Origin of the sequence: Pseudomonas sp. J452 (genome assembly GCF_024666525.1) — a bacterium.
GTDB lineage: Bacteria > Pseudomonadota > Gammaproteobacteria > Pseudomonadales > Pseudomonadaceae > Aquipseudomonas.
In genome coordinates this window covers 695,540-709,995 of sequence record NZ_CP088294.1, presented here as the reverse complement: position 1 = coordinate 709,995, position 14,456 = coordinate 695,540, and the positions used below count along the sequence as shown (strand labels likewise).

12 protein-coding genes are annotated in these 14,456 nt (G+C 67.1%); 8 read left to right on the top strand and 4 right to left on the bottom strand.

Annotated elements, in window-relative coordinates; translation table 11 throughout:
- Nucleotides 1–32 precede the first annotated feature (32 nt).
- From LRS11_RS03185 to LRS11_RS03175, 3 genes are all read right to left on the bottom strand, one after another.
- Nucleotides 33–434 (bottom strand): YkgJ family cysteine cluster protein, encoded by a 402-nt coding sequence (locus tag LRS11_RS03185; RefSeq protein WP_182833002.1) that lies wholly within the window; start codon nt 432–434, stop codon nt 33–35.
- Nucleotides 435–753: 319 nt separating this feature from the next.
- Complete coding sequence (locus LRS11_RS03180) at nt 754–1,794, bottom strand: AraC family transcriptional regulator (RefSeq protein ID WP_260495477.1); 1,041 nt, start codon at nt 1,792–1,794, stop codon at nt 754–756.
- A gap of 9 nt (nt 1,795–1,803) precedes the next feature.
- A complete protein-coding gene (locus LRS11_RS03175; RefSeq protein WP_260495476.1) occupies nt 1,804–2,721 on the bottom strand; it encodes a GGDEF domain-containing protein in 918 nt (305 codons plus the stop codon).
- Nucleotides 2,722–3,091: 370 nt separating this feature from the next.
- Between LRS11_RS03175 and LRS11_RS03170 the strand changes: the two genes are divergently transcribed.
- The 6 genes from LRS11_RS03170 (at nt 3,092) to LRS11_RS03145 (ending at nt 12,015) form a co-directional block, all read left to right on the top strand.
- Nucleotides 3,092–5,617, top strand: coding sequence for a TonB-dependent receptor (locus LRS11_RS03170; RefSeq protein WP_260495475.1), 2,526 nt, complete (start codon nt 3,092–3,094; stop codon nt 5,615–5,617).
- 169 nt (nt 5,618–5,786) lie between these two features.
- On the top strand, nt 5,787–7,724 hold the full coding sequence (locus LRS11_RS03165; protein ID WP_260495474.1) for a phytase: 1,938 nt from the start codon (nt 5,787–5,789) through the stop codon (nt 7,722–7,724).
- 238 nt (nt 7,725–7,962) lie between these two features.
- On the top strand, nt 7,963–8,670 hold the full coding sequence (gene tolQ / locus LRS11_RS03160; RefSeq protein ID WP_260495473.1) for a protein TolQ: 708 nt from the start codon (nt 7,963–7,965) through the stop codon (nt 8,668–8,670).
- 10 nt (nt 8,671–8,680) lie between these two features.
- Nucleotides 8,681–9,124, top strand: a complete 444-nt coding sequence (gene tolR, locus LRS11_RS03155) for a protein TolR (RefSeq protein ID WP_260495472.1) — start codon at nt 8,681–8,683, stop codon at nt 9,122–9,124.
- Nucleotides 9,121–9,924, top strand: a complete 804-nt coding sequence (locus LRS11_RS03150; RefSeq protein WP_260495471.1) for an energy transducer TonB — start codon at nt 9,121–9,123, stop codon at nt 9,922–9,924. The genes tolR and LRS11_RS03150 overlap by 4 nt, the downstream gene beginning before the upstream one ends.
- A gap of 135 nt (nt 9,925–10,059) precedes the next feature.
- Nucleotides 10,060–12,015, top strand: coding sequence for a PhoX family phosphatase (locus tag LRS11_RS03145; RefSeq protein ID WP_260495470.1), 1,956 nt, complete (start codon nt 10,060–10,062; stop codon nt 12,013–12,015).
- A 134-nt stretch (nt 12,016–12,149) separates the two neighbouring features.
- Here the strand turns inward: LRS11_RS03145 and LRS11_RS03140 are convergent, their stop codons facing one another.
- On the bottom strand, nt 12,150–12,797 hold the full coding sequence (locus LRS11_RS03140) for a hypothetical protein (protein WP_260495469.1): 648 nt from the start codon (nt 12,795–12,797) through the stop codon (nt 12,150–12,152).
- Between the two features lie 276 nt (nt 12,798–13,073).
- On the opposite strand from LRS11_RS03140, the gene LRS11_RS03135 reads away from it, so the two are divergent.
- Together LRS11_RS03135 and LRS11_RS03130 are read left to right on the top strand one after the other, a co-directional pair.
- Nucleotides 13,074–13,487, top strand: coding sequence for a group II truncated hemoglobin (locus LRS11_RS03135; RefSeq protein WP_260495468.1), 414 nt, complete (start codon nt 13,074–13,076; stop codon nt 13,485–13,487).
- An 83-nt stretch (nt 13,488–13,570) separates the two neighbouring features.
- Nucleotides 13,571–14,404 carry an AraC family transcriptional regulator gene (locus tag LRS11_RS03130; RefSeq protein ID WP_260495467.1) on the top strand — a complete coding sequence of 278 codons (834 nt, stop codon included), beginning with the start codon at nt 13,571–13,573 and terminating at the stop codon, nt 14,402–14,404.
- Nucleotides 14,405–14,456 lie beyond the last annotated feature (52 nt).

The window sequence follows — 14,456 nt, the reverse complement described above, 5'->3', positions numbered from 1 at the left end:
TGGCGGCGCGGGCATTGCGCCCACGGCGATCTTCAGGCCTGGGTCTTTGGCCGCCAGGCGCAGTAGCCAGGGCGCGGGCCCACGCGCGGGTGGTTGCGGCAGGTGTCCGGGCGCTTCTCGTAGATGGTGCACAGGCGCGACTTGCGATCCAGGTACATGCAGTCGTTGTTGCTCATGCGGGTCAGGGTGAAGATCCCCGACTTGGCGTTGAAGCGTTCGATCATGCCGTCCTTCTGCAGGCGCTTGGCGATGTTCTTCGGCGGCTCGCCGCGTTCGAACTCGTCGACCAGGCCGATGCGGATCAGGTCGACGATGCGTACTTCCACCGGCATGGTGCAGCAGGTCGACATGCAGCTGGTGCACATATCCCTGTTGTACTTGCTCCAGGTTTCCAGGCGGTCGATTTCCGCGGCGGCGATCAGTTGAGGTTTCATCGGCAGGGTCACAGGCGCGGCAGCGCACAAGGTTGGGCGCGCGATGATAACGGGCGCGGCGAATTTGTGAACCCTTTCCTGCCAGGCGGCCGTGTAAGTCATGGCTTACAGGCTGTGCTGGCAATCGCGGCTGGTGGCGGTTCGAACAGCTGTTTAATCTGCCCGCCAAGGACGACGCGCAGGAAGCGCAGCAAAACAACACGGATTCGTAGGATTGCTTGCCAGGATGGCGAGTCGACCAAGGAAGTCAGGAACCAGTCTGCAGAACCCCGCACCAGCGGGGTTTTTCTTTTTCTGCGTCCCGGTTTTCTGCCGGCGGCTAACCCAACCCATCCAGCAACTGGCGCAGGGCGCTCGGCGCCAGGCCGGTCCAGCGCTTGAACGAGCGGCGGAAGTTGGTGGCGTCGTGGAACTGCAGGTAGCTGGCCACCTCCTCGTTGCTGTAGCCCTTGACCCGATACAGGTACAGCGCCATGTGCTTGCGCGCCAGGTCGAGCTGTTCCTGGAAGTGGCTGTCGTGCTTCTGCAGCTTGCGCTTGAGGGTCGAGGGGCTCATGCCGAAGGCCTGGGCCACGCCCTCCAGCTGCAGCGGCTCGCGGATATGCGCGAGCAGGTGGCCATACAGGCGGTCGAGCAGGCTGGCGCGATATCCGAGGGCGCCCAGCAGGCGTTCGCTGTCCTGCTGCGCCACCTGGCCGGCAATGGCCGAGGCGCCCGGCCAGGGCCGGTGCAGGTATTCGCGGGGAATGCTCAGCACATCCACCGGTGCGGCGAATTGCACGTTCTCGCCCAGGTGCACCCAGTACTGCTCGACGTAGCGCGGCTGCGCATGGCTGAAGCTGGCGCGCCAGGGCAGGCGCTCGCCGGCTAGCCAGCGGCTCATGCCGACCAGCGCGGTCATGCTCGCTTCCAGCAGGAAGCGCTGCTGGGCGCCGGCGCCGCAGCTGTCCAGCCAATAGATATGCGCGTGGCGTTCATCCAGCAGCAGGCGCGGGCTGAGCAGCGGACTGAGCAGGGCGCGCTGGCGGCCGAGGATTTCCAGTGCCTGTTGCAGGTTCGCCGCCTGCTGCAGGGCATGGCTGGCGGCGCCGTAGTGACCGGGCAGCAGGCGCTGGCCAAAGAGGAAGCTGCTGTCGTCGGCATCCAGCAGGCGCCGGCTGTTGTCGATCAGGCAGAGGAACTGCTGCGGGCTGAGACGTGCCTGGCCGCTGAGGATGTCCTCGTGGAACAGCCCGCTGCCGCGCAGCAGGCGATGGCTGTCGATGCCGCGCGACAGGGCCAGGTCGAGCAGCACCGCCGGTTGCCAGTGGCCGGGAATGAAGCGGCTGTCGCGCTCGTACCAATCGGTCTTCAGGGTCATGGCGCGGCCTCAGGCGCTGCAGGCGTAGGGCGGCTGCTTGGCCTTGGCCAGCGCCAGGTTGAGCCGTTGCAGCAGGCTCTGCGCATCGTCCTGCAGGGCCATCACCGAGGCGGTCGTGGCGCGCAGCTGCAGGCGTTCGCCATGCTGGCCGGTCTTGTGTGCCAGGTGCGCCACCGCCGCCTGCAGTTCTTCGGCCAGCTGGCGCGCCTGGCGCTCGCCGGTATTGGGCAGCAGCACGACGAAACGGTCGCCGGCCAGGCGGCAGAGCAGGTCCTGTCGGCGCAGATTGAGCAGCAGCAGTTGGGTCAGCGCCTGCAGCACGCGGTCGCCTTCTGCGTGGCCGTACAGGCGGTTGATCGCGCTGAAGTCGTCCAGGTCGACGATCACCAGCGACAGCGCCTGCTGTTCATCACGGGCCAGGGTCAGGCTCTGTTCCAGTTGCAGACGCAGGTAGTCGGCGGCACCCAGCGGGGTGAGCTTGTCGAACAGGCGGTGCTCGCGGAACAGCCGCTCGCGCTTCTCCATCTGCGCGCTGATCGCCAGTTGCTCGTGGTGCCAGTGGTACAGGCCGAAGGTCAGCAGCAACAGGCCGAGCGGCATCGGCGCCGATTCCAGCCAGTTGTCCCAGCCGACCGCATCGGCGATCTGGATGAACTCGTCGAGCGCGTCCACCCACCAGGAGAAGAACACCAGGCCCAGGCCGAGGGCGAGGAAGTTGGTCACCCGCCCGGCCGGTCGGCTCTTCAGCACCAGGCCGAGCCAGACCAGGCACAGCAGCGCCGAGCCGCCTTCGCCGAGGATATCCAGCCACACCCACTGGCTGGCCGGCTTGAGGTCGCCGGCAGCCAGATGCAGGAGCAGGCCGAGGTTGGCTGCCAGCAGCAGGCCGGCGAATTTCAGACGGTGCAGTTTGAACAGGGAAGGCATGGCCGCGCAGGCTCCGCGAGACGGTGGTCGCGGCCAGCAGAACAGAGCCATGTGACGGAATGGTTGCAGCGGGGGAGGTCGATTTGGATCAGGGCTTTTTGTCGCCGCTCGGTGGCTGGGTGGCAATTGTGGGAGCGACTTCAGTCGCGATGCTTTGTGGTTGCTGGCATCGCGACTGAAGTCGCTCCCACAAAAACGGGTAGCAGCCAGGTCATTTCAGTTCAATTGGCTGGGGAAACCCCGCTAAACCCACGTGATTCGGGCCTTGCAGCGCTGCGCTGTCACGCAACCGTCATGCCGCACTCCTAGCTTGCGCCCCAAGTCGCCGGGCATCGGTTCCGGCTGCAAGGGTTTTCTTGGGGAGATCAGCATGCACAAACGTCGTCTTACTGCCCGCCGGGCAGGGTTTCGCATCAGCGCCCTGGCGCTGGCCATCGCCACCACGCCCGTATGGGCTGCCGATGAGGCTGCCGTGGAACACGTCAATGTGGTCGGCCAGGCCGCCAGCATGGACCTGTCGCTGAAGGAGCAGCGTCGCTCCGACAGCGTGGAAAGCGTGGTGCACGCCGACGGCGTGGCCCAGCTGCCGGACGAGAACGCCGCCGAGGCGCTGCAGCGCCTGCCGGGCGTGTCGGTCGAGCGCGATCAGGGCGAAGGCCGCTTCGTCAGCGTGCGTGGCCTCGGCCCGGACCTCAACAGTGTGAGCATCAACGGCACCCTGGTGCCTTCGCCGGAGAGCGACCGCCGTGCCGTGGCCCTCGACGTGCTACCGGCCGAGCTGGTGCAGTCGCTGACCGTGGTCAAGACCCTGACCCCGGACATGGACGCCAACTCCCTGGGCGGCAGCATCGAGGTGGAAAGCCTCTCGGCCTTCGACCACAAAGGTCTGTTCTATACCGGCAACACGGAAGCCAGCTACGACGACAACACCAGCGAGACCAGCCCGAAATTCTCCGGCGCGGTCAGCGACCGCTTCAGCCTCGGCGACGGCACCGACAACTTCGGCGTGGCCGCAGCCATGAGCTGGCAGGAGCGCGACTTCGGCTCGGATAACGTGGAAACCGGCGGCGCCTGGGACTTCGAAGACGGCGCCCGGCTGGAAAGCCTGGAGCAGCGTGACTACGAGATCACCCGCGAGCGCAGCGGCCTGGGCCTGAACTTCGACTACCAGGCCGACGACTACAGCAGCTACTACCTGCGCACCCTCTACAGCCGCTTCAAGGACACCGAGACGCGCAACGCCGCCGGCGTCGAGTTCGCCGATGCCCAGTTGCCGGGCGAGAGCGGCGATGCCGAAGGCTGGCGCGAGCTGAAGGACCGCGAGGAGACCCAGGAGGTGCAGTCCTATGTGCTCGGCGGCGAGCGCCTGATGGGCCAGTGGACCCTCAATGCCCAGGCCGGCTACAGCCAGTCCAGCCAGGACACGCCGGGGCATATCGCCGGCGCGGTGTTCGAAGGCAACGACGATTTCACCGATGTCGGCTTCAACGACAGCAAGAAGCCGCACCTGAATATCGGCAGCGCATTCTCCGATCCGGCCAACTTCAGTCTCGACGAGGTGGAGTGGGCCGAGGAAGACACCACCGACACCGAGAAGAACATCAAGCTCGACCTGGCCCGTGACTACGAGCTGGCCGGTCATGCCGCCCAGGCCAAGTTCGGCGGCAAGCTCAGCCGTCGCGACAAGGACAACGACACCCAGATCTGGACCTACGAAGACTTCGGTGATTTCGGTTTCAGCGACGAGCAGCTGAGCATGCAGAACTTCACCAAGGGCGAGGTCGACTACGGCCTCGGCCACTTCGGCCCCGGCCTGTCCGCCGACAACATCGAGAGCCTGCTCGGCGGCCTGGATCGCAGCGAGTTCTTCAACGAGGAAGAGTCGCGGGTCAACGACTTCGACATGAGCGAAGACATCAATGCCGCCTACCTGATGAACACCGTCGACATCGACGACCTGCGCATCATCGCCGGCCTGCGCTACGAGGGCACCGAGTTCACGGCCAAGGGCACCGGCATCCGCGACGGCGAGTTCGAGTCGATCGAGGCCGACAGCGACTACCACCACTGGCTGCCCGGCCTGCACGCACGCTACCAGCTGAATAAGGACACCCAGCTGCGCGCCGCCTGGACCAACAGCGTGGTGCGGCCGACCTTTGGCCAGCTGGCGCCGGGCTTCGTCATCGACGGCGACGAGGCCAGCTTCGGCAACCCGACCCTCGACCCGCTGGAATCGAGCAACTTCGACCTCGGCATCGAGCATTACCTCGGCCATGCCGGCGTGGTCTCGGCCTTCGTGTTCTACAAGGACATCGACAACTTCGTCTACAACAGCGATCTGGCCGGCACCGGCGAATGGCTCGACTTCGCCGAGGCCAACACCTTCGCCAACGGCGACAGCGCCGACCTGTACGGCCTGGAACTGGCCTACTCGCAGAAGTTCGACTGGCTGCCGGCACCCTGGAACGGCCTGCTGCTGGGCGCCAACGCCACCTTCAGCCGCTCCGACGCCAGCATCAGCGGCTTCGATGCCGACAGCGGCACGTTCCGCGAGCGCGACATCGACCTGCCCAACCAGTCCGAGACGGTCGGCAACCTGATGCTCGGCTGGGAAGACGACAAGCTCAGCCTGCGCCTGTCGGCCAACTACAAGTCGGAATACCTCTACGAGGTGGCGAGCATCACCGATAAGGCCCACGACCTCTATGTGGACGACCAGACCTTCGTCGACTTCAGCGCCGGCTACTTCCTGACCAAGGGCCTGCAGCTCAAGTTCGAGGCGCAGAACCTCACCGACGAGAGCTACTACGTCTACACCGGCAGCCGCGGCTACAACGCCCAGTACGAGGAATACGGCCCGACTTACAAGCTCGGTCTGACCTACACCAACCTCTGATTAAAAACGACCTGCTGCACGTTGGCCCACAGGCCCTGCGTCAGCTCGAGAGGTGCACGGTCAGCCCCCTCTCCCGCTTGCGGGAGAGGGCGGGGGGAGAGGGCAGACGCTGCCCCTTTCCCGAGCCGTTACAGCGCCCACACGCTTTGCTACAAGGACATCAACCCGCATGAACCCGCTGTTCACCCGTACCCTGCTGCTCGCCAGCCTGGCCCTGGCCGGTTGCGACCAGCTGCCGCCGCTGGCTTCCGCCGCCAGCCCGAGCCTGGCCCTCAGCCCCTGGGGCGCCTCGGCCAAGGTCAAGGCCGAAGACCTGCGCTTCGTCCCCGCCGAGCTGAGTGGCGGCGCCGACCTGCGTATCGCCGCCAGCGAGCGCAACGGCCTGCTCCTGCTCGATGGCGAGGGCGCCGAACTGGCGCGCCTGTCCGGCTCCTACTCCGGTCTGGACAGCCGCAGCGCCGGCCAGCAACTGATCGTCGCCAGCCTGGACAACGCCACCCAGCAGGCCGCCCTGGTCAGCCTGGATACCGCCGGCAAGCAGTGGAGCCGTCCGCAGCTGCTGCCGGTGCGCGACTACGCCATCAGCGGCCTGTGCCTGTACCGCGACGACGCGGCCAATCTCTACCTGTTCCTGATCGGCGAAGACGGCCAGGGCGAGCAGTGGCTGGTCGGTGCCGGCAACCAGTTGAATGCCGAACCGCAGCGTGTGCGCGGCCTGCCACTGCCGCCGCAGGCTGAGTACTGCCAGGCCGACGATGCCGGCAACTTGCTGTTCGTCAACGAAGAGAACGTCGGCCTGTGGGCCTACCCGGCCCACCCGGAAGCCGACGCCAGCCGCGTGCCGGTGGATATCCGCACGCCGTTCGGCACGCTCAAGGACAGCGCCGGGGCCATGGTCAGCGTGCCCGGCGGCCTGCTGGCGCTGGACCCCGGCGCCGCCGAACTGCACCTCTACCAGCAGCAGGGCGAGGCCTGGCAGCAGGTTGCCAGCCTGCCGCTGAAGGGCCTGGAAGAGCCGGAACGCCTGGCCGTGCGCAGCAGCGGAAAAGGCCTGGAGTTGCTGGTGCAGGACGACGGCGCCGGGCGCTTCTACCAGGGCGAGCTGAACTGGCAGCCGGCCGCCATCGAGCTGCCGCCGGTGCTGGCGCATATCCCGGCCCTGCGCCAGAGCGAGCCGGTCGGCCGCCACGGCGATGCCGCCGATGACCCGGCGATCTGGGTGCATCCGCAGCAGCCGGCACTGTCACGCGTACTCGGCACCAACAAGAAGCAGGGCCTGCTGGCCTATGACCTGGACGGCAGGCTGCTGCAGGAACTGCCGGTCGGCCGCCTGAACAACGTCGATGTGCGCGCCGGTTTCGACCTCGGCGGCACCCAGGTCGACCTGGCCGTGGCCAGCAACCGCGACCACGACAGCATCCACCTGTTCGCCATCGACCGGCTCAGCGGCGCGCTGCGCGAGGCCGGCGAGATCCGCACGCCGATCAAGGAAATCTACGGCATCTGCCTGTTCCAACCGGCGTCCGGCGAACTGTACGCCTTCGCCAACGGCAAGGACGGCAGCTTCCTGCAGTACCGCCTGGACGGCGCCAGTGGCGAAGTGAAGGGCGAGCTGGTGCGGCGTTTCGCCGTGGACAGCCAGCCCGAGGGCTGCGTCGCCGACGACCAGCGTCAGCGCCTGTTCCTCGGCGAGGAAGACGCCGGCGTGTGGGCCGTGGATGCCCGCGCCGAGGCGCCGGCCGAGCTGGTCAGCGTGTTGGCGGTGGGCGACGTGCTCAAGGCCGACGTCGAAGGCCTCGGCCTGTACCAGGCTGGCGCGCAGGACTACCTGGTGATCTCCAGCCAGGGCAACGACAGCTACGTGGTGCTGGATGCCGAGCCGCCCTATGCGCTCAAGGGCGCCTTCCGCGTCGGCCTCAACGGCGCCCTGGGCATTGACGGCGCCTCCGAGACCGACGGCCTGGAAGTCAGCGCGGCCAACCTCGGCGGCCCCTGGAGCGACGGCATGCTGGTGGTGCAGGACGGCCGCAAGCGCATGCCCGAGCAGACACAGAACTTCAAGCTGGTGCCCTGGAGCGAGGTCGCCCGGACGCTGAGCCTGGACTGATACCGCTCTCCGTAGGAGCCAGCTTGCTGGCGATCCTCCGTGACTCCGGCCGGGCACTGATCGCCAGCAAGCTGGCTCCTACAAAAAAAGCGCTGTCATCAGCCGGTAACCACAACGTAATCGAATAGCCCCAACTCCACGCCGCCGTTCCCCCTCTCCCGCTAGCGGGAGAGGGTCGGGGAGAGGGGAGAAACCACCGGCCGGCCATCCGGCCAGTGAAGAAAAAAGGAGCCCCACCATGCACCCCACCCTCGAACAGATGACCGTCTGGAGCCTGATCGGCGACGCCAGCCTGCTGGTCAAACTGGTCATGCTTATCCTGCTCGGCGCCTCGCTGGCCAGCTGGTACCTGATCGTCCAGCGCAGCCTGCTGCTGGGCCGCAGCGAACGGCTGCTGAAGGATTTCCAGAAGCGCTTCCGCCAGCAGGGCGACCTCGCCGCACTGTACCGCGAAGGCGGCGAAAGCGCCGACAGCGATGCCGCGCTGGAGCAGATCTTCCGCGCCGGCTACACCGAGTTCGCCCACCTCAAGCGCGAGCCCGGCATCAGCGGCGAGGCGGTGAGCGACGGTGTCGAACGCAGCCTGCTGGTGGCCATCGCCGAGCAGGAAGAACGCCTGGAAAAGGGACTGCCGTTCCTCGCCACGGTCGGCTCGGTCAGCCCCTATATCGGCCTGTTCGGCACCGTGTGGGGGATCATGAATTCCTTTATCGGCCTGTCCCAGGTGCAGCAGGCGACCCTCAGCACCGTCGCCCCAGGTATCGCCGAGGCGCTGATCGCCACCGCCATCGGCCTGTTCGCGGCGATTCCCGCGGTGATCGCCTACAACCGCTTCGCCGCCCGTGTGGCCACCCTCAGCACGCGCTTCTACGCCTTCGGCAACGAGCTGCAGGCGCGCCTGCATCGCAAGCTGCAGGCCGCGCCGGGCATCGCCCAGGCCGCCTGAGGAGAGCCCCATGCGCAAGCCGCAGAACAAGCACGGCCCGAAGGCCGAGATGAACGTGGTGCCCTATATCGACGTGATGCTGGTGCTGCTGGTGATCTTTATGGTCACGGCACCCATGTTGACCCAGGGGGTGAAGATCGAGCTGCCCAAGGTCGCCGCCGAGGCGCTGCCGACCGATAGCCAGCAGCGGGTGCTGACCCTCTCGGTGAAAGTCGATGGCAGCTACTACTGGAACCTCGGCAGCGAGCTGGACACCCAGAGCCAGACCGACAGCGCGGTGAACCTGGAGGAGATGCGCGCCAAGGTCGGCGCCGTGATCGCCGCCCATGGCGACACCCAGGTGTATATCCGTGCCGACGGCGGCGCCGACTACGCCACGGTGGTGGCCGGCATGGCCGCGCTGCAGCAGGGCGGGGTGAGCAACCTCGGCCTGATCACCGAGGCGCCGCAATGAACAGCGCGCTGATGCCCGCGCCCAGCCTGGCTCTGCCGCCACTGCCCAGCGCCGCCTGGTTGCGCAATGCCGGTGCGGCCGTGGTGGCCGTGGGGCTGCATGGGCTGGTGCTGGGCCTGCTGCTGTTTCACTGGCCGGACACTACGCCCGAGCCACCCCAGGTGCGCACCCTGACTACTCGCCTGATCAGCCTGGCGCCGCCGGCCCCACCCGCGCCGCCGCAGCCCGAGGTGGTTGTGCCACCCGCTCCGCCCCTGCCGGAGCAGCTGGTCAAGCCGGTGGAAGCGCCCAAGCCCGATCCGCGTCTGCAGCAGCAGAAGCTGGAGCTGGAGCAGGCCGCCTTGGCGCGCAAACGGGTCGAGGAACAGAAACGCACAGAGCAGCGCCAGGAACAGCAGCGCATCGAGCAGCAACGGCTGGAGCAGCAGCGTCGCGAAGTCGAGGCGCAAGTCCAGCAGCAACAGCAACGCCTGGCCGAGCAGCAGGCCCAGGCCGCCGAGCGCGCCCGCCAGGCCGAAGCCGCGGCGGCCAGCCGCCAGTACCTGCCGATTGCCAAGGACGCTCCGGACTACCCGGAGCGCGCCCTGGACAAGGGCATCCAGGGCGACTGCACCGTCAGCTACCGGGTCAACCCGCAAGGACGGGTAGAGAGCCCGCAGGTGGTCGGTGACTGCCACCCGCTGTTCGTCCGCCCCTCGCTGACGGCGGCCAAGACCTTCCGCTATCAGCCGCGCATCGTCGATGGCCAGGCGGTGGCCGTTGAAGGGGTGAAGAACACCTTCCACTACCGCATCGAATAAACCCCGACCTGCTCTCGGACCACCCCCTCTCCCATTTATGGGAGAGGGCCGGGGAGAGGGCAGCAGGCAACACCAATCCGTAGCCCGGATGCAATCCGGGACAACCCCCACACCCGTCAAGATCGAGACCCCGTGATGAGCCACGAGCACAGCCACTTCCACGCCAGCCTGGAAGCCCACGACGACATCGCCATCAACCCCAGCGCCAACCCGCCGCTGGCCGAGTTGGTCAACCCGGCGCGGCGCAACGTGCTCAAGGGCGGCCTGAGCCTCGCCGCCCTCGGCTTCTTCGCCGGCGGCATCAGCGCCTGCAGCAAGGCCGGCGCCAGCCCGCTGCTCGGCTTCCAGGGCGTGCCGGTGCAGATCGACCCGCAGTTCGACCGCGTGCTGGTGGCCGAGGGTTACCGCGCCGTGCCGTTCTTCTCCTGGGGCGATCCGGTGGAACCCGGCGCCCCGGTCTGGAACCCGGACGCCAGCGACGACTGGCAGGCCCAGCTCAAGCAGGCCGGCGACAACCACGACGGCATGGACTTCTTCGCCTTCCCCGGCGAGACCGAGCGCGGCCTGCTGGTGATGAACCACGAATACGTCAACCCGCCGCTGCACCCGTCCGGGCAGATCGACCAGTCCAAGCCGCGGCCGCTGGCCGAGGTGCGCAAGGAACAGGCCGCCCACGGCGTCTCGGTGATCGAGGTGAAAAAAGGCGCCGACGGCCAGTGGCAACGGGTAATGGATTCGCCCTACAACCGTCGCATCAGCATGCTCACTCCCATGCGTATCGCCGGCCCGCTGGCCGGGCTCGACGCCATGAAGACCGCCAGCGATCCGAGCGGCCTGGAGGTGTTCGGCACCCTGAACAACTGCGCCACCGGCGTCACGCCCTGGGGCACTTTCCTCACCTGCGAGGAGAACTGGCACAACTACTTTATCAACCGCGACCAGCAGGATTACGAGAGCCGCGTGTCGCACAAGCGCTACGGCCTGGCCAAGGAAGGCACGAGCAAGAACTACGCCTGGGAAACCGCCGACCCGCGTTTCGACGCCACGCCCTATGCCGACCAGGCCCATGGCGGCCACGTCAACGAGCCACACCGCTTCGGCTGGGTGGTCGAGATCGACCCCTTCGACCCCCAGGCGCAGCCGATCAAGCGCACCGCCTTCGGCCGCATCGGTCGCGAGTGCGCAGCGCTCAGCCTGGGCGCGGACGGGCGCATGGCCTTCTACTCCGGCGACGATGCCAAGGGCGAGTACGTCTACAAGTTTGTCCCCGCCGGGCGCTTCGACGCGGCCAACCCCAAGGCCAACCGCGACCTGCTGGACGAAGGCACCTTGTACGTCGCGCGTTTCGACGCCGATGGCAGCGGCCAGTGGCTGGCCCTGGTGCACGGGCAGAATGGCCTGACCGTGGACAACGGCTTCGCCGATCAGGCCGAGGTGCTGCTCAACGCCCGTGCCGCCGCCGACCGCGCCGGTGCCACGCCGATGGACCGCCCCGAGTGGGCCGCCGTGCATCCCAAGACCCGCGAGGTCTACGTGGCGCTGACCAACAACGACGGCCGTGGCGCCAAGCAGCCCACCGACAAGGCCAACCCGCGCCCGCAGAACCTGCATGGCCAGGTGCTGCGCTTCAACGAACAGGACGCCGACCCGACCGCCACCGCCTTCACCTGGGAACTGTTCCTGCTCGCCGGCGAGCCACGCGGTAGCAAGGACAAAGAGGGCAAACCGGTACCGGTCAACCTCACCGGCACCATCCATGGCGACCTGTTCTCCTCACCGGACGGCCTGGCCTTCGATGCCGCCGGGCGCCTGTGGATCCAGACCGACTACGACGACAGCGAGCCGGCGATGCAGGTCATGGGCTGCAACCAGCTGCTCTGCGCCGACCCGGCCACCCGCGAGGTGCGCCGCTTCCTGGTCGGTCCGCGCGGCTGCGAAGTCACCGGTCTGGCCTGGAGCCCGGACGGCAAGGCGATGTGGGCGAATATCCAGCACCCCGGCATCAGCTTCCCGGCCAGCGACGGCAAGACCCGCCCTCGCTCGACCACGCTGCTGATCACCAAGCTGGATGGTGGAGTGATCGGCAGCTGAGCAGGCGCGCGACCTAGCCTCTGGGCTCTGCTTCTGTGGGAGCGGACTTGGCCGCGAAACGGGCAGCGCAGAGTTGTCCCTGGCCTCGCCATCGCGGCCAAGGCCGCCCCTACAAGAGCATGCAGGACGCTGGCTCAGTGCTGGCGCGTGGCGCTGTGACAGCGGGCCAGCAGCTGTGCCAGGCCAGCCCGATAGCTGGCGGCGTCCATTTCGCAGCTGTGCTTGCTGAGGGTGTAGGCCAGCCCAAGGCGCTGCTGGGCTCGGCTGGCCAGGCGGTAGAAATGGTCGCTTTCGGCGACGCACTCGAGCTGGCGCCAGGCGATGCGCTGTTGTTGGCCGTCTGGTGTGCACAGCAGCACGCCCTGTTCGTCGAGCGTCCACACATGCAGGCCGCGCAGTCGAGTCAGACTCTTGCTCAGCTGTCGGCGCAGGCTGCGTTCCAGGCGCGCGGCACTGTGCTGGCGGATGCGCGCGCTGCGCGGCTGGCCGGCCTGCACGGCGCGCTGCAGCCAGGGCCCGGCAACGCGGCGCCACAGCAGGAGCACGATACCGATCACCAGCAGCGTGGCGATGGCGCTGGGCCCGCTATAACGGCCCTGCACCAGCAGCGGCAGCAGGGCCAGTGCCAGCACGATCAGGCCCAGGGTCAGCGGCGCCAGCAGGCGTGCCTGCCAGTACGCCAGGCGTTCGAAGGTGTGCTCATGGCGAGTCAGGCGGCTGGCTATGATGTCTTCGGTCAGTTGTTGCAGGGCGGCAGCATCCATGCTGAAACGCAGTTCCATCGGTCTTCCTTGGCGAGCGTTGGGTGTGGGGCAGTGTTGCATGTGCCGCTGAGTCTATGCGCTCTGGATGGTGTTGATTACCACGAGCCACGCGCAGGTTGATGCAAATCAAACCTGCGACGTGTCAGGGGCCTAAAGTGGGAACCCCTCCTTGCTTCGTAGAGGATTTGCAGATGAGCTGATCGAGCAACTGCACGTTCAGTGCGCGATGCTGGAGAAGTTCTGACCGTCTCTATAGCGGCAGGCCGCACGGTAAATTTTCCAAGAGGATGGTGCATGAGTGAGCAGTACGGTGTCGGTGACGCCTCCTACCGGGCAGCAGGTGGCATTGAGGGCCTGTGTCGCCTGGTGGACGACTTCTATCGCTATATGGACGAATTGCCGCAGGCCGCCGAGGTGCGCGCCATGCACCCCGAAAGCCTGGCGTTGGCCCGCGACAAGCTGGCCTGCTTCCTCAGTGGCTGGCTCGGCGGGCCGAAGCTGTTCGGCGAGAAGTACGGGCCGATCGCCATCCCCAGCTTTCATGCCCAGTGGCCGATCAACGGTGAACATGCCGAGGCCTGGCTGATCTGCATGCAGCGAGCCATCGCCGTGCAGGGCTACGCGCCCGATTTCGCCGACTACCTGCTGACCCAGCTGCGCGTGCCGGCCCAGCGTATCGTCCAGGCCAGTGCCGCACGCCATGGCTGACGCGGTTGTCGGCTGCGCAAGAACGATCAAATGCCCGCGGATGCAGCCCGGCATACTGCGCCGGCATCTCGTGAGGAGTATTCATGGACCCTGTCGGCAAAGCGCTCTGGCTGATCGAAACCGATCTTGAAGGCCGGCTCGATCTGGACGCCATCGCCAGCACCTGTGGCCTGTCGCGCTTCGGTCTGGCGCGGCTGTTCGTAATGGCCACCGGCTGGCCGGTGATGCGCTATGTGCGGGCTCGCCGGCTGAGTCGAGCGGCGCACCTGCTGGCGGGTGGGGCGGCGGATATCCTTGGCGTGGCCCTGGAAGTTGGCTATGGCTCCCACGAGGCGTTTACCCGCGCGTTCCGCGAGCACTTCGGCATCACGCCGGAGGCCTTGCGGGCCAGCGGAGCCCTGAATGGAATCAAACTGCGGGAGGCTATGCGCATGCAACCGACACCTACTTTCCCTTTGGCCGAGCCACGCTTCGTCGACGGCGAGGAACTGCTGATCGCCGGGCTCTGCGCTCGTTTCAGTGCCGATAAATCCCAAGGCATCACCGCGCTGTGGCAGCGCTTCGTGCCCTATATCGGCAACATCGCCGGGCAGCAGGGCTGGGAGACCTTCGGCCTGTGCTGCAATCCGGACGAGGATGGCAGCTTCGAATACATCGCCGGCGTGCAGGTGAGCCGCAGCGACGAGCTGCCGCCCGGTTTCACCCACCAGCGCCTGCCCGCGCGGCGCTATGCGGTGTTCCGCCACGCGGGGCATATCTCCAGCATCCACGAAACCTTCACCGCGATCTTTCAGCGCTGGCTGCCGGCCTCCGGTCTGCAGGCCGCCGACGCGCCGGAATTCGAACGTTATAGCGCCGACTTCGACCCGATGGCCGGCAGCGGCCATGTCGATATCTGGGTGCCGCTGCAGGGTTAGAGGTAGCGCCCGGCCGCGTCACGCCAGCGGGTCGTGACGCGGAACTGGTAGC